The organism is Helicobacter fennelliae (genome assembly GCF_900451005.1).
Classification (GTDB): Bacteria; Campylobacterota; Campylobacteria; order Campylobacterales; family Helicobacteraceae; genus Helicobacter_B; species Helicobacter_B fennelliae.
This window is the reverse complement of the sequence record NZ_UGIB01000001.1, coordinates 1,768,004-1,789,048: the sequence shown is the minus strand read 5'-3', so window position 1 is coordinate 1,789,048 and position 21,045 is coordinate 1,768,004. Positions and strand designations below refer to the sequence as shown.

The window sequence follows — 21,045 nt, the reverse complement described above, 5'->3', positions numbered from 1 at the left end:
CTAGTGGTAGCCCCTCAAATAAATCTTCTTTAATTTTACTCTTAAGTTATTTGTGATAGGATTTTTCAATTTTTATTCCAAACTTTTATCCTAAAATATCCCAAAACACAGGGGCATTGTGTTGTGGTGAATTGTGGAGTGAATGGGTAAAACTAGAATGAGACAAACAAGATAAAGGAAATCTTATGTTAGAAGTGTTAATGATTGAAGATGATGTTGAGCTTGCTGAAATCTTGAGTGAGTATCTGCAACAGCACGATATTCATGTTACAAGCTATGATGAGCCATATACAGGTATGAGTGCTATCAATGCCAAGCATTTTGATTTATTGCTTCTTGATTTGACATTGCCAAATTTAGATGGATTAGAAGTGTGCAAAAGGGTAGCAAAACAAAAAAATATTCCAATCATCATCTCATCTGCAAGAAGTGATGTAGATGATAAAGTCAAAGCACTTGAAAACGGCGCAGATGATTATCTACCAAAGCCCTATGATCCAAAAGAATTGCTCGCTAGAATCCAATCACTCCTTAGAAGATATAATAAAAAAAGCCCTAAAGATGAGCAAAAAGAAGCCAATCCAATCTTTAGAATCGATAAAAATAGTCGAGAGGTTTTTTATCATGACAAAAAGCTTGATCTCACGCGTGCAGAATATGAGATTTTGACTTTGCTTATCAGCAAAAAAGGTAATGTGTTTTCAAGAGAGGCGATTGCCATAGAATCAGAATCTATCAACCCCGAGAGTTCGAATAAAAGTATAGATGTCATCATAGGAAGATTACGAGCCAAAATCGAAGACGATCCCAAAAAACCAAAACATATCATTTCTGTTCGAGGCGTTGGATATAAGTTAGAATTTTAAATGAAGCATTCAATATTTTTTAAAATTACTATACTTTTTTTGTTTGCTATGGGAAGCTTTTTTGCTTTTTCGTTTTATTTTTTGAAGTTTCAAGGCGAGCGGTATTCTAATATCAACGAAGAGCAAAAATACGAAAAGATAAGCGTGATTTTTAATAAAATCATCTCTCAAGATAGCACGCTTGAGACTATACAAACATACCTCAAAGAAATGGGCTTTATCCAAGTCAATGACGAAAGGCTCACAAAATTGCTTTTAGAAAAAAGCAATCTAAACCTCAATGTTGATGGCATTTTCTTAAAGCCTATTGAGATTAATAATGATGTATTTATCTTGCTTGCAAGCTATCATGAAGTATTTTTGTATAAAGATTCTCTGAAAACTTTTTATGTGGATTATTATTTTATTATTTTGATTGGCTCGTTGATTCTTGTGTTTTTGTTTGTGCTAGTTATGCGAAGTTTGCTTCCGATGATTTATTTGCGTAGGCAGATTCGCAAATTTGCCAAAGGAGATCTGCAAATAGAATGCAAACTTCCACAAAAAGATGAAATCGGCGAGCTTGCAAATGAATTTGACAAGGCGATAAAGCGGATTGATGCGCTCAATAAATCGCGCACACTTTTTTTGCGCTCCATTATGCATGAGCTCAAAACGCCTATCACAAAGGGCAGAATCGCTGCTGAAATGCTTGATAACAAAACCCAAAAAGAACGGCTTACTTCGGTATTTTATCGGCTTAATACGCTTATTGATGAATTTGCCAAAATCGAGCAGCTCTCCTCAAAATGCTACAATATCACCAAAAGGGAATTTTTGGTCGAAGAGCTGATTGATTATGTCAAAAAAATGCTTCTTATCAATACCATAGAACAAGATCCAATCACAACCAAAACGTCTCATGATTTGATAAAAGCGGATTTTGAATTGTTTGCTATGTCTGTTAAAAATCTCATAGACAATGCGATTAAATATAGCTATGATGGCAAGGTGGTGATAGATTCTGATGGCAAAAATCTCATTATCTCAAATTGTGGGAATCCTCTTAAAATGGATATTGAGGAATATTTCAAGCCTTATTTCAAAGATTCTATCAAGCCAAATTCTCAAGGCTTTGGTTTGGGAATGTATATCATCAAAAACACGCTTGATGCGCAGGGCTTTAATATTTTGTATTCACATCGAAACGAAACTAATTATTTTGTGATTGAAAATTGCATCGTTGAGAGTTCGTGTTTGCTACCATTAGGCAACACAACAAAGGAGTAAAAATGGATTTAGATATTTCAAAATGGAAAGAAAAATGCGCAGTTGTGGGAATCTATAATGCACATAATGCTTCTGTGCTTGCGTATTATAGCTTATTTGCTATGCAGCATAGAGGGCAAGAAGCAAGCGGGATTGCAGTGAGTGATTCTGAAAAAATTGCAGTGTATAAAAAAAATGGTCTTGTTACAGATGTTTTTACTCCTGAGATTCTCGCAGAGCTTGAAGGATACGCGGCTATCGGGCATAATCGCTACTCCACAGCAGGAAAAGAGAGCGCAAATGAATGCCAGCCTATTTTTGCGCGCTATTCATTAGGTGCGATTGCCATAGCGCATAATGGAAATTTGACAAATGCAGATTCTATCCGCGATAATCTCACCAAAGAAGGTTCGATTTTTCAAAGTCATCTCGATACAGAGGTGCTTATCCATTTGATTGCCAAAAGCCATTATCCGCATTTATATGAGCGCATTAGAGAATCTATTTGTCAAATCGATGGCGCATACGCGCTTGTGATTTTATCGCGGACAAAAATGTTTGCAATCCGCGATCCTTATGGGCTTCGTCCATTGAGTTTAGGCAAAATAGAAAATGATGATGGCACGCAAGGCTATGTTGTCGCGAGTGAGACAAGCGCGTTTGATCTCATAGGAGCGCAATATATCCGCGATGTGGAGCCGGGTGAAATGCTTATTTTTGAAAAAACCTCTATTAATGCAACCACAAATGCGACATTTAAATCTTATATGTTTGCTATGCCAAAGCCAAAGCCTTGCGTGTTTGAGTTTATTTATTTTGCGCGTCCTGATAGTGTGGTATTTGGCTCAAATGTCTATGAAGTGCGCAAAAATCTTGGCATACAATTAGCCAAAGAGCATAAGCTCAAAGCAGATATGGTGATTCCTGTGCCAGATTCTGGTGTGGCAGCTGCGATTGGGTATTCAAAAGAGAGTGGCATTAGCTTTGAGCTAGGGCTTATACGAAACCATTATGTCGGGCGGACATTTATCGAGCCTACACAGCAAGCACGAGAGCTCAAAGTAAGGCTAAAGCTTAATCCTGTTGAGAATCTGATTAAAGATAAGGATATTATTGTGATTGATGATTCTGTAGTTCGTGGCACAACAAGCAAGCAGATTATCAAAATCTTACGCAATGCGGGCGCGCGAAATATTTATCTGCTTATCTCATCGCCACCGACAATCTCGGCGTGTTATTATGGCGTGGATACACCAGAATCTAGCCAGCTTATTTGCGCTAATCATTCTTTAGATGAAGTGAGGGATTATATCGGAGCTGATTATTTGGGGTTTTTATCGCTTGAAGGACTCAAAAAAGGAGTAGGCAAGGAAGAGTATTGTCAAGCCTGCTTTGATGGCAAATACATCGATGGAGTATATGGCACTCAATGAGGCAACTTCTTACAATAGGTCGCTATTTTCAGTCTAAATTTGGGCAAAGAGTGCGTAAGATTCCCATTTCTTTGCAAGGCTTTACTTGTCCAAATATCGATGGAAGTTTGGCAAAGGGTGGGTGTATTTATTGTAGAAATGAGAGCTTTTCGCCAAGCTTTATAAAAATCGAGCAATACAAACCAAGCATTACGATGAATTTTTCACTCAAATCAAATCCAATCCTTAGTAATCAACTCTCGCAGCTTGAAGAGCAGTTTTATTGGCATGCAAACTTTCACAAAGACAAATTTGAAGTCAAAAAATATATGATGTATTTTCAATCCTATACCAACACTTACGCGCCGCTCTCAACCCTTAAAGCCCTGTATGACAAGGCTTTAGGCTTTGAGAATGTGGTTGGAATGAGTATAGGCACGCGGATAGATTGTGTGAGTGATGAGATTTTGGATTTGCTTGAAGGATATGTAAAAGATGGCAAAGAAATTTGGCTTGAATATGGAATCCAATCGGTTTTTGACAAAACATTAGCCCTCATTAATCGCGCACATAGCATTCAAGGCGCGCAAGAATTGTTTGCAAAAACGCGACAAAGAGGCATCAAAGTTTGCGCGCATTTGATGTATGGGCTACCAAATGAAACTGCTGATATGATGCTACATTCTCTTGATTGCGTGCTTAGGTGGGGGATTGATGGTATAAAAATCCACCCATTATATGTCGTTGAGCAAACCCAGCTTGCGCGCATGTATGAGGCGAAAAAATATGAACCTATTGATTTGGATTCTTATGTGGAGCTTATCGTAGAATCTATACAGAGGATTCCACCAGATGTAGTGATACAACGTATAAGCTCAGGCGCACATCATCAAAGCCTGATCGCGCCAAAATGGTGCTTTGATAAAAATATCCAAATGAGAATCTTGCGTGAGCGACTTTTGGAAATCGGGGTGGTGTATTGAGCGTTAATATTTGCATTTTGACAATGGGCGGGACAATCAGTGGCACTTCGCAAGAAAATAGCACGACAAATTATCACATCGGAAATCTTTGTATCCAATCTTTACTTGATAAGATTCCATTGCATACAAAACCCCAAATCCACATCGCAAAAATACAAGCCATAGCCAATATAGACAGCATTGATGTGAGTTATGAGAATCTCATACAATTAGCCCAAGAAGCCCAGCAGAATCTAGATTCAAGTAACATTGATGGCGTGGTGATTACACATGGAAGTGATACGCTTGAAGAGAGTGCGTTTTTTCTTAATCTCGTCATAAAAAGCTCTAAACCTATCGTGCTTGTCGCTGCTATGCGTCCTTCGGATTCTGTAAGTGCTGATGGATTGCAAAATCTCTATAATGCTCTTTGCCTGTGTGCTGATACAAGCTCGCGTGATAGAGGCGTTATGGTGGTGATGAATGACAAAATCTTTGGGGCTAGAGATATGACTAAAACCCAAACGCTTAATCTTGATGCCTTTGCTGCGCCAAATTCTGGAATCTTTGGAAGTATCATTGATGGCGTGCCTTATTTTCGAGCTGCAAGCACAATGCCACACACTACGCAAACGCCACTTATGATTTGGCATTTGCAGCCACAACCTTGCGTGGAGATTGTGTATGCTACAAATGCGCCATATTTTGAGGCGGTTTTGCAGGCTTTGATTGAAAGTGGCATAAGGGGCATCGTAATCGCAGGAGGCGGTGCAGGAAATATCCCAAAAGCACAGAGGCAGATTCTAAAAGATAAGATTTTGGCATATAAGCTTATTGTGGTTCGAAGTTCGCGGGTTTGCAGTGGGCTTGTTCTACCAGATAGTATTGATGAGGAATGTGCGACTATCGCCTCATATGACTTCAACCCCCAAAAAAGCAGAATCTTACTCTCGCTTGTTTTAGGATACACAAACAACAAGCAAGAAATTGCTAAGATTTTTGCTAGCTTTTAGTAATTTAAATTTTAGAATCTTGAATATTATTTTGATTGCTTTTGGTTATATTAAGCCTTTATTTGTTTATAGTTTTAGCTTTTTTTGGCTTCCCCTTAATACAAAACCCACTAAAAAATACAAAATCCAAGATAAAGTTAAGATAGTTAAAAAAATACAGGCTTTCTCTTGTAAAAATGTTTGCAAAACAGCAAAAGACTCACAAAATCCAATATGAACGCTAAGTGCCAAACAAGCAACAAACCAACTCACATACCCCAAAGCGATATTGATTTTGCTTGGTGAGTAGCGGGCTGATTTGAGCGCACAGGTTAAATAGCAACCATTTTCTTTTTTGATAGAATCCTCATACTTGCTTAAATCACAAAACAAGTTTATTTTCTCTTCTTCCTTGATGTCTTCATTATAAGGCAGATAAATATTTATATCAAATTTTTTAATATGCTCCTCGTGGGCTTCTTGGACAAATTTAGAGCCCTTAGCCATAGCCACCCAAAGCATAGAAAGAATCATAATAGCAAAGCACAACCCCATAGCAATGAGGTGGTATAAATTTGCATCTAAGTTATTTTTTCTTTTAAGAAATTAACAATAAAAGCACTATATCCGCCCCATGCTAAAGTCATAAAAGTAGCGAGGAAAATAGAGCGCTGCCAAAGTCTATCAAGCTCCTTTTCATAGGCTTCACGCATAATTTTGTATTCAGTGGTGGTTGGCATTTTATCTCCTTGATTTGCTTGATTTGTAGGATTGTTATATTTAGGCTTTGAAAAAAGCTTGCAAAAGCCCTTATCAAAACATATCAGCCATGAAGGCTTGATAGCTTACCTTAGCCAAGAAGCTCGTGTTTGCCGTTAGGACTTCTAGAACATAGCTGTCCCGCTAGCGCAAAACTATTACTTTGTTGTTGTCCACAATATTTACAAGTATAAGTTGCTATTTTTTCTCCTTAAAAGTAAAATAGCTGTTATTCTGCCCCCCACCCCACTTAAAAGTTGCTTAAATTAAAAAACATTGCATAGATTATAAAAATTTATTTTCTTTATTTTCTTTAATATGACGAAATCCAAAATACATGTCAAATATAAAGGAAAATATATGCTTATATGAAGATACTGCAAAAAAGAGGCAATAAAAAACCAAGAGAAATAATCGTGGTGGAGTGTAGGGGGATCGAACCCCTGACCTCGACGCTGCCAGCGTCGCGCTCTCCCAGCTGAGCTAACACCCCATAGATTCTAGAATCTAATATAGACACAATAGCACATCACGAAATCCTCTATTTTTAGGCAGATTTAGTCAGGGTTGTGTAGAAATTTTTAGACAAGCAAAAACACAAAATGAACATTAAGCGTTCATCGCAGGCTAAAAATTTCAAACTCCCTGAAATATGGCAAAAAGAGAGGATTTAGATTCTCTATAAGTTAGAATCTAAAAGACTGATTCTACCACAATCAATCTTCTAAAAAGCTAAATTTATGGATTGAGTTCGTGATAGTGTTGCAAATATGTTTTGTGCATATCCTCTTTTAATTTTTCATACCATCTCTCTTGCCAGCCCTCGCCCAAATCCTGCGGATAAAATGAATCCATAATCACCATACGCGCTTTATTTGAAGTGGATTCTAAAGGAGAGGTATTATACACTTTTCTTGTATTGATAAGCACGATTGGTTGGACTTTGAGTTGGAATTTTTCTGCAAGTATTTTTGCGCCCGGCTTAAATGTCAAAAATTTTTCGCCACCCTTGCTTCGTGTGCCTTCTGGAAATATCACAAGAGGGCGATTTTGGGCTAATTTTTCTTTGGCGGATTTGAGGAGAAATGTAAGCCCTCGTTTATCCTCTCTATCGATAAGGATCATTTCTGGACCTTTGAGTGCGTAGCCATAAAATGGAATCTCGCCAAGCTCTTTTTTGGCTATCCAGCAGATGTTTTGGGGGTGAAAACCCTCTAAACATAAAATATCAGCGACACTTTGGTGGTTAAGCACAATCAAAGTCGCGCTTGTATCAAACTCGCCCACTTTCTGAAGCTCTATACCCGCAAATGTAAAAAACAGCCGACAGCCCATTCGTGGTTTTCTTGCGTTTTGCTTGCGTTTATTAAAATAAATCAACACAACAATCACAGCAAGCCCAATGCTAATGAGTAACGCCTCGTATATGCCTTTGATTTTATTCCGCATCTTCTTTCCTTATCCAGCCGACTTTATCATCAGGCGTGATGATTTTGTAGTATTTGTCATGCTCGCCGATGACTTTGACTTTCATTGAGGTTTTTGTAGTCTCCAAAATCGTAGAATTATGCGTAGGCAATACCCATATATGCTTGCCAGATTCTAGTGTGCCACTTTTTGTATAAAAAAGATAAAACAAAAGATATACAAAAACCCCAAAACTCAAAATCCACAAAATCTTTCGTATTTTTTTAAAAAAGAATGAAAGAATAAGAAGTGTAACAATAATCGCCCCGATAAAAAGTGAATAATACAGCAAATAAGTGTTTTTGGGCTTGAGGCTTTCTTGCGTGCTGACTATATCAGCAGCAGGGATAACCGGAATCTGAATTGTCTCAAAGCGATTGTTTGGAAGCGAAAAATACTCAAAACTTATGTTTTGGATATTTCTAGGAACGACGCAATAAAAAATACCGCTTGATTCTTGCGCGCTGAAATTAGAACGTTCTATGCCTTGTTTTTGAAAATCCGGAATCTTAAAATCCTCGAGATTTGCGTTTGTAGCGATAAGTTCAAATGCAAGCAAATTATAATCTGCATCATAATTTTTGGCTTTATAGATTCCAACTTTGAGGCTATCAGCCACGACACCGACATATTTTTTGTTTTGATACAAATCAATAACATTAAGATGTATGGAAGGCACGATAGATGAGTCGGTATAGGAGTTATCTTTTGATTTGGCGATCACTTCAAACTCCGGAATCATAGCATTTGGAGATTTGATTTTGAAATAATATGTAATCTGCACGCTATTATCTTCAGCCCCTTTCCATTGGGCGTTTGGAGTTTTGAGAGTGAGTTTGTCGCTTGAGAGTTTTTCTGTAAAGAGGCTTTGTTGCAGAATTGCGTTATTCATAAGCAACGCGCTATAAGTGATTGGAATAGTTTGCCCGACATAAATTGGCTTTTCTAAAATCTCATCAGGAGTGGCGTTTTTGGCATATACAATGCGCTCGTTTGGAAGGCTTTGGCTCTGCGCTCTGCTTTGATTTTCTTGATTTGGGCTTGTGCTTACTTCGCTTGCGCCAAAACTAAGTAGTGCAAAAAACAAAAAAAGAATATGAAAAATTTTCAATAGCTAGCCTTAATGTGTGGATTCATAGATTGATCGAAGCATTTGCAAGCCGATTGTGTTTTTTAAGAGAGGCTCTATGGCGCGCTCTGGGTGAGGCATAAGTCCAAACACATTTTTTTCTGCATTGCAAATGCCAGCAATATTTGCGATTGAGCCATTAATATCATCGGTGTATTTAAGCAGAATCTGATGATTAGATTCTAGCTCTTGCAATCCCTGCTTATCGATGTAGTAGTTGCCATCAGCATGTGCGATTGGAAGGGTGATTGTTTGGGCTTTTTGATAGCAAGAGAGCATTGCGTTGTCTGTGTTTTCTATTGTGAGGGTTTGATGTTTGGAGATGAAATGCAGGTTTTTATTTCGCTTTAAAGCCCCCGGAAGTAGCTTTGCTTCTGTGAGAATCTGAAATCCATTGCAAATGCCAAGCACCCTTCCGCCATTGAAAGCAAAATCTTGCACTGCATTCATGATAGGTGCAAATCTCGCAATAGCTCCACTGCGCAAATAATCTCCATAGCTAAATCCACCCGGAATCACAATAAGCTTGACTTCTTTTGGTATGGAAGTGTGCTTATGCCAAATTATTGTCGTTGGAATCTTCAATATATGCTGATACACATACTGCATATCAAATTCACAATTTGTGCCCAAAAAGCGTAAAATGCCTACCAATCTAAATCCTTTACTACTTTAAATCCCTTCTCAAATCTACAATCTTTTGGCACAAAATTTTTGCTTATAAATATTTCGCAAAATCTAGAATCTTTGCTTGTTGTAATGTTTGGATTCTGTGTCAAGTCTAATCCTTTGAGATAAGCGCGATTTCATAATCCTCAATAACAGGATTAGAGAGCAAATCTTTAGCGATATTTGTGGCTTGCTGGAGGACATGTTGTGCGTTATTGTCTGTGAATTGCAAGAGGATTTGCTTTTGCATAATCACATCATTGACATCATTAAAACCAAGCGATGAAATGGCATTGTGGATAGCTTTTGCTTGCGGGTCTAAAACCCCATTTTTGAGTTTGATTGTGATTTGGGCATACATAAAAGATCCTTAAGTGATTGGATTTAGCGATTTTCTATACGTTTTAAAACTTCTTGATAGGCTTCTTTGATGTCTCCTAGATCTTGTCGGAATCTATCTTTATCAAGTTTTTCGTTTGTTTGCTTATCCCAAAAACGACAACTATCAGGAGAAATCTCATCAGCAAGGATAATATTTCCATGCTCATCTTTTCCAAACTCAAGCTTAAAATCAATAAGCTTTAGCCCTTTTTTGTCAAAAAATTCTCTCAAAATCTCATTAATGCGCTTTGCTTCTTGTCTCAAAATATCAAGCTCTTTTATATCATCAATAATGCCTAGAATCTGACAATGCTCATCATTAATGATAGGATCTCCTAAGTCATCATTTTTGTAATAAAACTCAACCAAAGTAAAAGGCAAAATAAGCCCATCTTTTATCCCAAGTCGTTTGCTTAGCGATCCTGTGGCGACATTTCTGACAACCACTTCAATCGGTATAATCTTTACTTTTTTGCAGAGGATATGCGTAGAATCTAACTGCTTAATAAAATGGGTTTTGATTCCAGCTTTTTGCAAGAGATCAAAAATTGCCGAACTGATCGCGCAATTTAGCGCACCTTTGCCAGATTCTTGACTTTTTTTGAGCGCGTTAAATGCGGTGAGATCGTCTTTAAATTCTGCGATAAGCTGATTTTCTTTGTTTGTGGCAAAGAGTTTTTTACCCTTTCCTTCATAGAGCATTGCGCCTTTTTCTATCGCATTTGTTGTGTGTGTCGGGCTATTCATTTTGCTTCCTTTTTGATTGTAGAGTGTGGAGCTTTGAGAATCGCCCACGCTTTGAGGACATCGATACCAGATTTGAGCTGAATATCATTAGCTATATCAGCCATAGTGATGTTTTGAGTTGTTTTTTGCGTCTCTTTTTCATCGGATTTTTCGTCTTTTTTGGTTGTGCTATCTTTGTCGATTTTTTGAAGTTCATTTTGGAGATGATTTCTCAAATCCGCTTCTTTAAGCTCAAATCCGCCATTATTTTGTGGCACTGCGCCCGGATAGACGAGAATATCAGGCTTGATCCCCACAGCTTGGATTGTGCGCCCACTTGGAAGATAGTATTTTGCTGTTGTGAGCTTGATTGCATCAGAATTGTTGATAGGTATGACAACCTGCACGCTTCCTTTTCCAAAAGTATCCTCACCCACGATAAGCCCTCTTTTGTGATCTTGCAAGGCACCAGAGACGATTTCACTCGCGCTTGCTGTACCGGCATTGACAAGCACAACGATAGGCAGATCAGGATATGGAGCTTTGCCTGATGCATCATAGACGATATTTTCTTCTTGAACCTTGCCTTTTTGAGAGACGATCACGCCATTTGAGATAAAAAGCTTAGAGAGATCGACTGCTTGTTCGAGCAATCCGCCCGGATTATTTCTTAGATCTAGCACAAGCCCTTCGATTTTGGGGTTATCTTTTAAGATTTGCTTTACAGAATCTGTTACATTTTTGTCAAAAGAATTGATCCTAAGATACAGATATGGTAGATTCTCGATTGTTTTGGCATAAACAGATCTGACTTTGATGATGTCTCTTGTGATTTTAAACTCCAAAGGTTTGCCCTCACCCTTGCGCACGACCATAAGGTTTATGGTGGTTTTTGGCTTGCCACGCATGAGATTTACCGCATCATCAATACTCATTCCAATCGTGCTTTGTTCGTTGATTTTGAGGATCACATCTCCGCTTTTTAAGCCCGCTTTTTGTGCTGGGGTATCTTCAAGCGGAGCGATAACAGTAAGCGCGCCATCTTTCATACCAACGGTGATTCCAAGTCCGCCAAATTCGCCATCGGTTTGTGTTTTGAGCTCTTTGTATTTTTTGTCATTGAGATAAGCAGAATGCGCATCAAGATTTGCAAGCAGCCCATCAATGGCTTTGTCGATGATTTCATTGATATTCATATCTTCTACATAATACGCCTCTATCGTTGCAACCGTTTTTGTGAGACGTTCATAAGCTTGCGCTCTTTGCTTTTTAGAATCTACTTGGAGACTTGCATTTTGCTGTGAGAGTGCCTCAAGATTGCCCATTGTGAGGAATACCCACACTATTCCAACACATATCCCAAATACAAAATTTCTACTCATAAAATTCCTTAATGATTTGAATTGTTTTGTTTGTTTGCTTTGATGTGAAACAAGGATTCTACCTAAAATTGTTCAAATCCTAGATAAAATCCAAAGAAATTCTCCAAAGAAAATCAAAAAAAACAAGGCAAAAAGAAAACTTTTAAAAAATTTTGATAGGAGTAAATAAAAAAAGTTTATACATTTAGACTAAAGTATTATAATGCCAACCATATAAACTTAATCCAAAAAGGAGTCCTCTGATGAATTTTGAAAAAATGACAAACCAATTAAAAGAAACTTTAGATTCTGCCGCGTCTTTGACACTTCATTCGCAGAATCAAGAAATCACTCTATCCCATATGATATGGGCAATGCTGACAAATTCGCAAAGTATCCTCAATCAAGCACTCAATAAAATGAATGTCGCAAATGACGCGATCGTGCTTGAGGCAAAAAGCATCGTCGAGCGCGCTCCTAAATCCTCAAGCCTAAGCAAAGAAAATCTCACACTCTCAAGAGAATTCGCCCAAGCAATCGAGCGCGCGCAAGGTTATAGCGTCCAAAATGGCGACTCATATATCGCGCTTGATAGCTTTATTATCGCAAATATCAAAGAAGAGGCGTTTAAGCAGATTCTAGGAAAATATGTCGATTTGAATGAGCTAAAAAAGACGCTTGAAGCGATACGAGGCGGAGCCAAAATCCAAAATCAAAATGATGATTCAAATCTCGAATCATTAGAAAAATTTGGGATTGATCTCACGCAAAAAGCAAGCCAAAATGCCCTTGATCCTGTCATCGGCAGAGATGAGGAGATTTTGCGTATGATGCAAATCCTTATCCGCAAAACAAAAAACAATCCTATCTTACTCGGCGAGCCGGGTGTGGGCAAAACTGCGGTGGTAGAAGGGCTAGCTCAAAGAATCATCAAAAAAGATGTGCCTTTGAGTTTGCAAAATAAACGAGTTATCGCGCTTGATATGAGTGCTCTTGTGGCTGGTGCAAAATATCGTGGGGAGTTTGAGGAGCGACTTAAGGCTGTTGTTGATGAAGTCAAGCAGGCTGGAAATATTATTTTGTTTATCGATGAGATTCATACGATTGTAGGGGCTGGAGCTAGCGAGGGAAGCATGGACGCTGCAAATATCCTAAAGCCTGCTTTAGCGCGCGGAGAGTTGCATACAATCGGCGCGACAACATTGAAAGAATACCGCAAATATTTTGAAAAAGACGCCGCGCTTACGCGGAGATTTCAGCCTATTGCGATTAATGAGCCGACAATCAATGAGGCGTTGCAGATTTTGCGTGGGATCAAGGAACGACTTGAAGCACATCACAAAGTCAATATCATAGATTCTGCACTTGTGGCGGCTACAAAGCTTTCATCGCGTTATATTACAGATAGATTTTTGCCTGATAAAGCGATTGATTTGATCGATGAAGCGGCAGCGGAGCTTAAAATGCAGATAGAATCTGAACCAAATGAATTAAGCACGATAAAGCGACAAATCCAAACGCTTGAAGTCGAAAAAGAAGCCTTGAAAATGGAGAAAAAAGATTCCAATAAAGTGCGCTTAGAAGAAATCAAAAAAGAGCTTAGCTGTGCAAATGAAGAAAAAATACGGCTTGAGGCGCAGTTTGAAAACGAAAAAAGTGTATTTCAAGAAATCGCTCAAAGCAAAAATGAGATAGATTCTCTCAAAAATCAATCAGAGCTTGCAAAAAGAGATGGCAAGCTCCAAAAAGCCGCTGAGATTGATTATGGGCTTTTGCCTCAAGCGATCAAAAAAGAGCAAGATCTCAATGAAAAATGGGAAAAAATGCAAGAAAATGGCACATTGCTTAAAAATGCTGTAACAGAAGAGAGTATCGCTGGAATCGTAAGCCGCTGGACGCAGATTCCGATCAAAAAAATGCTACAAGGTGAAAAAGACAAGATTTTGGGGATAGAAAATGAACTTCGCCAAAGTGTTGTCGGGCAAGATGAGGCGATAAAAGCAATTTCAAGGGCAATCAAGCGCAATAAAGCAGGCTTAAGCGATACCCAACGACCCATTGGAAGTTTTTTGTTTTTGGGACCTACAGGAGTTGGGAAAACCCAATCTGCAAAGGCATTAGCGAAGTTTTTGTTTGATTCTGATAAAAATTTAATCCGCTTTGATATGAGCGAATATATGCAAAAGCACGAAGTAAGTAGGCTTATCGGGGCAGCTCCGGGATATGTCGGCTATGAGGAAGGTGGGCAGCTTACAGAAGCAGTGAGGAGAAAGCCATATAGCGTGGTGCTTTTTGATGAGATCGAAAAAGCGCACCCTGATGTTTTTAATCTCTTGCTTCAAGTGCTTGATGATGGGCGATTGACGGACAATAAAGGTGTAACCGTTGATTTTAAAAATACAATTATCATTTTGACAAGTAATATAGGAAGTGATAAAATCATAGAGATTGCCGATAAAAATGAGCGCGAACAAGCCGTCAGAGATGCACTTAAATCGTTTTTTAAGCCTGAGTTTTTGAATCGGCTTGATGATATTGTGATTTTCAATCCATTGGGGATTGATGAGATTTCTAAAATTGTTGATATTTTGCTTGATGGCATTAGGAAAAAGCTCGAAGAGAGGGGTATTGAGATTGAGCTTACACCAAAGGCAAAGCAGTTTGTCGCACAAGTTGGGTTTGACCCTGTATTTGGCGCAAGACCACTAAAAAGGGCATTATACGAAGAGGTGGAAGATAGGCTCGCGGAATTGATTTTAGAAGACAAGCTTAAAAGTGGCAATAAAGTTGTATTTGATGCCTCTGATAAATCATTGCAAGCAAGTGTTTTGTAGAATCTAGTATGCTTTAGATTTTTGGCATACTAAAGTTGTGTGGCATTGTAATGAAACATGAGGGTGCGTGGCAAGCTAGAATCTAGATTCTACAAGCCATAGAATACTAATAAATACCAATAAATACCAATCATAGAACACCGCGCGAATGAAGCTTATATTGTCATTGCAATTTTTATTTCATTATTCTAAATTATTTTGTCATTGCGAGCAGTTGCAAAACTGCGAAGCAATCCACAGAATCCACAAAGTATCCTTATTTTATTATTCCAAATCACCTTGTCATGTCTTAGGCTTTGTAAAAGCCGAAGAATCCATAAATAAAAATTAAAAAAATCAAGAAAAGAAATACCATAGATTCTATGGATTGCCACAGCTCTAAAGAGCTTTGCAATGACAAAATTATGCGCCATTGCGAATGAAGTGAAGCAATCTAGAATTGCGAAACAATAAGCCACAATGACAATTCTTTTTTTTGCCACGCAGTTTTGCAACTGCTCGCAATAACGAAAAAACTAGATTCTGGATTGCCACGACTTTTTACAAAGTCTCGCAATGACAAGTTGTTTGTTAGATTCTGCAATATCTAGATTCTACTTTTTCTTTTTAAGCAGATTTTATTTTTTTGTTTTTTATGGATTCTTCGCTGATGCTTAGAATGACAAAAAATAAGCCAAAAATACATCGCAATGAGACTTGTTTATGAGACTTGTTTGGCTCACACTTAAGAATAGGCGAGGTTAGTATAATATAGGCGCATAATGTAGGCATAATAGATTTAGATTCTGTATTGAATGATGAATGTATGTAAATAGTGTTATTGTGGGTGGAATCTAAGCTAGATTCTAGCTTAGATTAATTGGAGATTTAGAGTGTAGAATTGCGCCTAGCTGTTTTTGCAGTCAAATCATAAATTTAGATTTTGAATGGATTTTCTACGACTTTTTTATGATCGATCACATAGGGGATAAGTGCCATGTGTCTTGCTCTCTTAATCGCAACTTCTACGCGCTCTTGCCATTTTTTTGTGTTGCCAGTGAGTCGTCTTGGCATAATTTTGTATCGTTCAGATAGAGAGTGTTTAAGCATTTCGATGTCTTTATAATCAATAAAGTCAATCTTTGCTTCTGTGTATTTGCAGTATCGTTTTGAGTATTTTTTTCTTTCCATTGGATTCTCCTTATTTAAAATGGTATTTCGTCATCGACATCATAACTAGGAATGTTTTCTTGTGAGTGTGCATTCCCACTTGGCTGTTTGTGTGTAGTGTAGTTTGGATTCTGTGGATAGTCATTGCTTGGAGCTTGATTGTAACCGCTATTATCATAGTTGCCATATGTTTGGTTTGAGTTTTGGCTCGCATAGTTTTGGCTTGATTCGCTTGATTGCGATTTGGAGTCAAGCATTTGCATACTTTCTGCGATAATGACATGTTTTGAACGTTTTTGTCCGCTTTGGTCATTCCAGCTCTCAAAGCCAAGTCTGCCTTCTATGAGGATTTTACTTCCTTTGTGGAGGTATTGGTTGGCTACTTCGGCAGTGCGCCCAAAAAGCTTCACATCGACAAAGCAAGTCTCATCGCCTTTTGAGCCGTCTTGCTTTGTGTAACGTCTATTGCTTGCAAGCCCAATCGTAGCGATTGCACCACCAGATGGAAAATACCTTAGCTCAACATCACGTGTGAGGTTTCCGATGATAATGATTTTGTTAAACATAGCTATCCTCGATTATTTATGATTCCTCTATTCGAGAATCTTTAGAGTTTTCTTGAATCTCTTTTGCTTCAACTTCTTTTTTGGCTTTTGGTTCAGGCTTTTTGTTTGCCTTATCTACAAGAGTTTGCCACGCTTTTTGCTCTTTTTTGCTTTCATATTTGATCACGATGAAGCGCAAAATATCTTCATTGATCCTATACAATCGCTCAAGCTCCGCAATAAAGCTAGGCTCAGATCTAAAATAGATCACAAAATAATACCCGCGTTTGTTTTTCTTGATTTCATATGCGAGATTTCTCATACCCATATCAAGACAAGTTTCGATTTGACCGCCATTTTTGGTGATGATCTCTTTGTAGCTTTCGATTTTTTGCTTGATTTCTTCTTCTACAAGTGTAGGTTTGATGATAAACATCGTTTCGTAATGTTTCATAAAAACTCCTTTTGGTTATAGCCCTTTGGCTTAATAGAGCAAAGAGCAAGGCTTAAAAGCAAAGAATACTAGCGAATCAAAGCTTGAATTTTGATTAAACTTTGCAAAGAAATAGTTTTGTCATACTTAATTTTATTTCGCCATTCTCCAAAAATTTTGAAAATATGCAAAAATACATTTTGATTTTTGATGCTTTGAGCGCGCGTGGTATATGCATTGACAATATGCGTAGGTGGCGCAAATCCTAGAATCTTAGGCGCCTCAATTTTGCCCTCAAATCGCGCATGCGCAAAAAATAAAAACAAGCGATAAAAATATTCCTCCATTTCTTTGACAATATCAAGATCTTGCACGCCTTCTTCGAGCATTTTTTCAAACACCAAAAACACCTCTTTTTTGGCAAAAAGACAATCAAGCAATTCATCAACATCAACACTGCAAAGCCCATAACACAACCGCTCAATATCAGTTAGCTGCACTTCAGAATCTAAAATAGCAAATTTTTGAAGCTCGCTTTGTGCTAGGGCTATATCGTTGTTTTGCATAGAAAGCAGAAGTAAGAGATTTTGATTGCTGATTTTGATTTGGAGTTTTTGGGCGGTTTGCCGCATAAAATCAAGTGCTTCATTGGTATTTGGCTCAAAAAACCGCACTTCGACAAAATCAGCCGAACCTGCGGCTTTGAAGTTTGTCGCAAAGTCTTTAAAATCTCTTGAATACTCTATCGGGCTTTTGTTTTCGGCTTGATAAAATTCAATAATAATGCCGTTTGTCGGGTTTTGAGCGAGGATTTGTGAGATTGCAGTAATGTCTTTTTTGCCAAGTTTTTTGCCAAGTTTAAGAATTACCACTGAACTATCGCCAAAAAGGCTATTTTGGGACAAAATCTCTAGCACTGCTGGAAGGGCATATTCTGAATAATAAAAAGTGTGATGATTTGAGGTATCATCGCTAATTGCGCGGGCAATTTTTTTGGAATACAACTCAATCAAAAAAGAACTCTCTCCATACAGCAAAGCCCCTTTTGGCTTGTGTTTGGTGAGATAAGTATCAAGCTCGTATCGTTTCACTTTTTGTCCTTATTTGTGTTTTTATTTCTTTGATTTATCACGCTTTTTTGTGATGTTTTTTGTGATGTCTTGCGGGTAGATTCTGTGTGGAAATGGAATTTGCTCTAAGCGCAAAGCCCGATAAAATCGCTTGAGCCCAGAGTGCTCTTTGTGTGAGATTTTGTAATAAATATGTGTGAGGTATTCTTTGATATATGCCATATCAATGCCTGTGGTTTTGGCGTGCGATGAGAGGATATAAAATGGAATTTTTGTTTTTTTGGCATTGAAGCGAGCGGATATGTGAGTATAAAAATTTGCATATTTATTAAAGCATAATCGTCCAAAAACAAAAGGAAGGCGATGTTTTTTGAACCATTCCTCGCCCATATCGATATATTTTGCGCCATTATATTGGGCTTTGAGTGCTCTATCGCCTATAAGCACTTCGCCTTTGAGTCCTAGAATCTTACACAAAGCATTTGATGTTTGGGATTGGTAGTCTATTTTGTCATCATTTGGAAGCACGATCACACTCCATACCGCACCTTTAGAGATGATTCCGCTCATTGTGGCTTTGTGGAGTAGGGCGGATTTGTAGCCAGCGATTGATGAGATAAATCCAGCATCAATGCGCCGAAACAAAAATGATTGATTGAGTTTGGAGGGGTATGAGCGACGGAAAAATAGAGCTTGTTTGAATTGTGTAGGGAGAGGATAGGATTTGATAAACATATCAAATGGCACGAGATTGAGGTATTGGATTTTGCCAAATTTCATAAGATTGCCTTGTGGTTTGGATAGTAAATTTTTGTATAATTATACAAATTTTATTTTGTTTTTTGAAATGGCATGAATAAAGATATGGATTACATAAAATGGCATTAATCAGTTTGATACAAATCTCAAAGCAATTTGATTACAAAAAAATCTTAGATGAAGTGAGCTTCACGTTCAATGAAAATGAAAGAGTTGCGATTGTCGGTAAAAATGGCAGTGGAAAATCTACACTTTTAAAGATTCTCAATGGTGAGATTCAAGCTGATAGTGGAGAGCGAGCGTTTAAAACAGGCTTGCAGATTCTCTCTCTAGCGCAAAATTCAAATTTCACGCCCGGAAAAAGTGTGCGCGAAGTGTGTTTGGAGAGTTTAGAAGAACTATTGCAAATCCATCACAGAATCCAGCACATTAATATAACTCTTGCAAAAGAATCAAAACATTTAGATTCTCAAAATAATCATAATAATTATGAGCCAACTTATCGCGCGCTTTTAGATGAGCTTGGAAAGCTAAGCAATATCCTTGATAACACCGATGGCTGGAATCTTGAGCAAAAAGTCGAAGATGTGTTGGAGCATTTCTCGCTCAAAGAGTTTGAAAACAGAATCGCCTGCACGCTTTCAGGTGGCGAGCAAAAACGACTCGCACTCGCGCAGATTCTGCTTCAAAGGGCTGATGTGTATATTTTAGATGAGCCTACAAATCACCTCGATGTGCAAGCAGTGGAGTTTTTGGAAGAAAAAATCCTCTCGCTCAAAGCAAGCGTTGTATTTATAAGCCACGATCGGTATTTTGTCGATAGAATCGCGCAGCGCATTGTCGAGGTGGATAATGCAAAGATTTTGAATTTTAGCGGTGGATACACGCAATACCTCGAGCAAAAAGCCCAGATTCTAGCTAATCTCACAAAAGAGCATACGCATTTACTTAAGCTTTTAAAGGCTGAAGAAGAATGGCTAGCAAAAGGCGTGCAAGCGCGCCGAAAAAGAAATGAAGGGCGCAAAGAGCGACTTATGGAGCTTAGAAAAAGTGCAAAACACAATCCAGCACTCATTAATAAAATGCGCTTAGAGCTTGAGCGAGAATCTAAACACTTTTATCGTCAAGAGGGTAAAAACGCCCAAAAAATGATCTTTGAATGTGAAAATATTAATCTTAGATTCTATGATAAGGCGTTAATCCAAAATTTTTCTTTGCGGATTTTGCAGCATGATAGAATCGCGATTGTCGGTAAAAATGGCAGTGGAAAATCTACACTTTTAAAGATTCTGCTTGGCAAAATCACACCAGATAGTGGCACAATCAAAAGAGGTGAGCTACACATTGGGTATTTTGATCAGCATAGAGAAATGCTTGATGATTCAAAAAGCTTAATTGAGACATTTTGCCCAAATGGCGGAGATCACATCGAAGTGCGCGGTAAAAATATACATGTGTTTGGGTATCTGAAAAATTTTTTGTTTCCAAAAGAAATGCTTGACAAAAAAATAGCAGCTCTTAGTGGCGGAGAAAAAAACCGAGTCGCGCTTGCACTGCTTTTTACAAAGCATTATGACTGCTTGATACTTGATGAGCCTACAAATGACTTAGACATCGCAACAATTAATATTTTGGAAGAATATCTTGCAAGCTTTGATGGCGCGCTTATTTTTGTAAGTCATGATCGGTATTTTGTCGATAAACTTGCCAAAAAATTGCTGATTTTTGAACCTATCACAAACCACGTACAAACCCACATCACAGAAAGTTATATGCTATATAGTGAATATTTGGATATGCAAAAAGAGCTAAGAGAATACAAAAGCCTTCAAGAAAGCCTTGAGCAAGAATCCAAAATAGAATCTAAAATGGAAGATAAAACAAAAAACCAAAAAGATTCTACGACAAATCAACATAACACAACCACAGAATCCAAAAAGCCCAAAAAACTTAGCTACAAGGAGAATCTAGAATTGCAACAACTTCCCAAAGAAATTCAGATTCTAGAATCTCAAATCAAATCACTAGAATCTGAGCTTAGCGATAGTGCGGTGTATTTACAAAAAGGCATAGCAACTATTGCGACACAATTAGAGCAGGCAAAAGAGATGCTAGAATCTAAATATGAGCGGTATTTTGAGCTTGAAGAAAAATGTAATAATCTTTGAAAAAATGGTGAGTTTATGAAGTTTGTCAAAAGATAAAGACAAATATTTATAAAGCATTTCAAGATTTTTTTATGTGTGCTAGATATAATACAGCATAAATCAAAGGTCAAGGAGT

At 37.9% G+C, this 21,045-nt stretch carries 21 protein-coding genes and 1 tRNA gene; 8 read left to right on the top strand and 14 right to left on the bottom strand.

The annotated features are described in order from the left end of the window. Positions 1-185: 185 nt before the first annotated feature. Genes arsR through DY109_RS08835 form a run of 5 tightly spaced genes read left to right on the top strand, consistent with a single transcriptional unit; the run spans position 186 to position 5,501 of the window. The gene (gene arsR, locus DY109_RS08855; RefSeq protein WP_023948461.1) at positions 186-866 is read left to right on the top strand and encodes an acid response regulator transcription factor ArsR; all 681 of its coding nucleotides are present in this window, start codon (positions 186-188) and stop codon (positions 864-866) included. Then, positions 867-2,135, top strand: a complete 1,269-nt coding sequence (locus DY109_RS08850) for an ArsS family sensor histidine kinase (RefSeq protein WP_115737838.1) — start codon at positions 867-869, stop codon at positions 2,133-2,135. 2 nt (positions 2,136-2,137) lie between these two features. After that, positions 2,138-3,547 (top strand): amidophosphoribosyltransferase, encoded by a 1,410-nt coding sequence (purF, locus tag DY109_RS08845; protein WP_023948459.1) that lies wholly within the window; start codon positions 2,138-2,140, stop codon positions 3,545-3,547. Next, positions 3,544-4,509, top strand: a complete 966-nt coding sequence (gene mnmL / locus DY109_RS08840) for a tRNA modification radical SAM protein MnmL/YtqA (RefSeq protein ID WP_023948458.1) — start codon at positions 3,544-3,546, stop codon at positions 4,507-4,509. The genes purF and mnmL overlap by 4 nt, the downstream gene beginning before the upstream one ends. Continuing rightward, the gene (locus tag DY109_RS08835; RefSeq protein ID WP_034549822.1) at positions 4,506-5,501 is read left to right on the top strand and encodes an asparaginase; all 996 of its coding nucleotides are present in this window, start codon (positions 4,506-4,508) and stop codon (positions 5,499-5,501) included. The genes mnmL and DY109_RS08835 overlap by 4 nt, the downstream gene beginning before the upstream one ends. 66 nt (positions 5,502-5,567) lie before the next feature. On the opposite strand, the gene DY109_RS08830 is transcribed toward DY109_RS08835, so the two are convergent. The 9 genes from DY109_RS08830 to DY109_RS08795 form a co-directional block, all read right to left on the bottom strand. After that, positions 5,568-6,041, bottom strand: a complete 474-nt coding sequence (locus DY109_RS08830; RefSeq protein WP_446718765.1) for a RipA family octameric membrane protein — start codon at positions 6,039-6,041, stop codon at positions 5,568-5,570. Positions 6,042-6,061: 20 nt separating this feature from the next. Beyond that, complete coding sequence (locus DY109_RS11570) at positions 6,062-6,220, bottom strand: hypothetical protein (RefSeq protein ID WP_181461839.1); 159 nt, start codon at positions 6,218-6,220, stop codon at positions 6,062-6,064. A 436-nt stretch (positions 6,221-6,656) separates the two neighbouring features. After that, a tRNA-Ala gene (locus DY109_RS08825) sits at positions 6,657-6,732 on the bottom strand. Positions 6,733-6,977: 245 nt separating this feature from the next. Then, complete coding sequence (locus tag DY109_RS08820) at positions 6,978-7,688, bottom strand: 1-acylglycerol-3-phosphate O-acyltransferase (RefSeq protein ID WP_023948449.1); 711 nt, start codon at positions 7,686-7,688, stop codon at positions 6,978-6,980. Beyond that, a complete protein-coding gene (locus tag DY109_RS08815) occupies positions 7,678-8,817 on the bottom strand; it encodes an SH3 domain-containing protein (RefSeq protein ID WP_112058789.1) in 1,140 nt (379 codons plus the stop codon). The genes DY109_RS08820 and DY109_RS08815 overlap by 11 nt, the downstream gene beginning before the upstream one ends. Before the next feature lie 9 nt (positions 8,818-8,826). Further along, on the bottom strand, positions 8,827-9,489 hold the full coding sequence (gene purQ / locus DY109_RS08810) for a phosphoribosylformylglycinamidine synthase subunit PurQ (protein WP_023948445.1): 663 nt from the start codon (positions 9,487-9,489) through the stop codon (positions 8,827-8,829). Positions 9,490-9,616: 127 nt separating this feature from the next. Then, positions 9,617-9,865 (bottom strand): phosphoribosylformylglycinamidine synthase subunit PurS, encoded by a 249-nt coding sequence (gene purS, locus DY109_RS08805; RefSeq protein ID WP_023948442.1) that lies wholly within the window; start codon positions 9,863-9,865, stop codon positions 9,617-9,619. 23 nt (positions 9,866-9,888) lie between these two features. Continuing rightward, positions 9,889-10,602 carry a phosphoribosylaminoimidazolesuccinocarboxamide synthase gene (gene purC, locus DY109_RS08800; RefSeq protein ID WP_034549906.1) on the bottom strand — a complete coding sequence of 238 codons (714 nt, stop codon included), beginning with the start codon at positions 10,600-10,602 and terminating at the stop codon, positions 9,889-9,891. Between the two features lie 26 nt (positions 10,603-10,628). Further along, entirely contained in the window at positions 10,629-11,936 is a 1,308-nt protein-coding gene (locus DY109_RS08795; RefSeq protein ID WP_235148586.1) for a S41 family peptidase, read from the bottom strand. Between the two features lie 299 nt (positions 11,937-12,235). Between DY109_RS08795 and DY109_RS08790 the strand changes: the two genes are divergently transcribed. Together DY109_RS08790 and DY109_RS11565 are read left to right on the top strand one after the other, a co-directional pair. Next, positions 12,236-14,806 (top strand): ATP-dependent Clp protease ATP-binding subunit, encoded by a 2,571-nt coding sequence (locus DY109_RS08790; protein ID WP_023948439.1) that lies wholly within the window; start codon positions 12,236-12,238, stop codon positions 14,804-14,806. A gap of 160 nt (positions 14,807-14,966) precedes the next feature. Then, positions 14,967-15,137: a hypothetical protein gene (locus DY109_RS11565; protein WP_181894626.1), complete on the top strand. Its 171-nt coding sequence runs from the start codon at positions 14,967-14,969 to the stop codon at positions 15,135-15,137. Between the two features lie 584 nt (positions 15,138-15,721). On the opposite strand, the gene rpsR is transcribed toward DY109_RS11565, so the two are convergent. The 5 genes from rpsR to DY109_RS08760 form a co-directional block, all read right to left on the bottom strand. After that, positions 15,722-15,976 (bottom strand): 30S ribosomal protein S18, encoded by a 255-nt coding sequence (rpsR, locus tag DY109_RS08780; RefSeq protein ID WP_023948434.1) that lies wholly within the window; start codon positions 15,974-15,976, stop codon positions 15,722-15,724. 14 nt (positions 15,977-15,990) lie between these two features. After that, entirely contained in the window at positions 15,991-16,521 is a 531-nt protein-coding gene (locus DY109_RS08775; protein ID WP_023948433.1) for a single-stranded DNA-binding protein, read from the bottom strand. A gap of 16 nt (positions 16,522-16,537) precedes the next feature. Beyond that, positions 16,538-16,954 (bottom strand): 30S ribosomal protein S6, encoded by a 417-nt coding sequence (gene rpsF, locus DY109_RS08770; protein ID WP_023948432.1) that lies wholly within the window; start codon positions 16,952-16,954, stop codon positions 16,538-16,540. A gap of 68 nt (positions 16,955-17,022) precedes the next feature. Then, positions 17,023-18,024 (bottom strand): DNA polymerase III subunit delta, encoded by a 1,002-nt coding sequence (holA, locus tag DY109_RS08765; protein WP_023948430.1) that lies wholly within the window; start codon positions 18,022-18,024, stop codon positions 17,023-17,025. Between the two features lie 21 nt (positions 18,025-18,045). Continuing rightward, positions 18,046-18,783 (bottom strand): MqnA/MqnD/SBP family protein, encoded by a 738-nt coding sequence (locus tag DY109_RS08760; protein ID WP_023948428.1) that lies wholly within the window; start codon positions 18,781-18,783, stop codon positions 18,046-18,048. A gap of 98 nt (positions 18,784-18,881) precedes the next feature. Here DY109_RS08760 and abc-f point away from each other — a divergent pair, with 98 nt between their 5' ends. Continuing rightward, positions 18,882-20,930 (top strand): ribosomal protection-like ABC-F family protein, encoded by a 2,049-nt coding sequence (gene abc-f / locus DY109_RS08755; RefSeq protein ID WP_023948426.1) that lies wholly within the window; start codon positions 18,882-18,884, stop codon positions 20,928-20,930. Positions 20,931-21,045 lie beyond the last annotated feature (115 nt).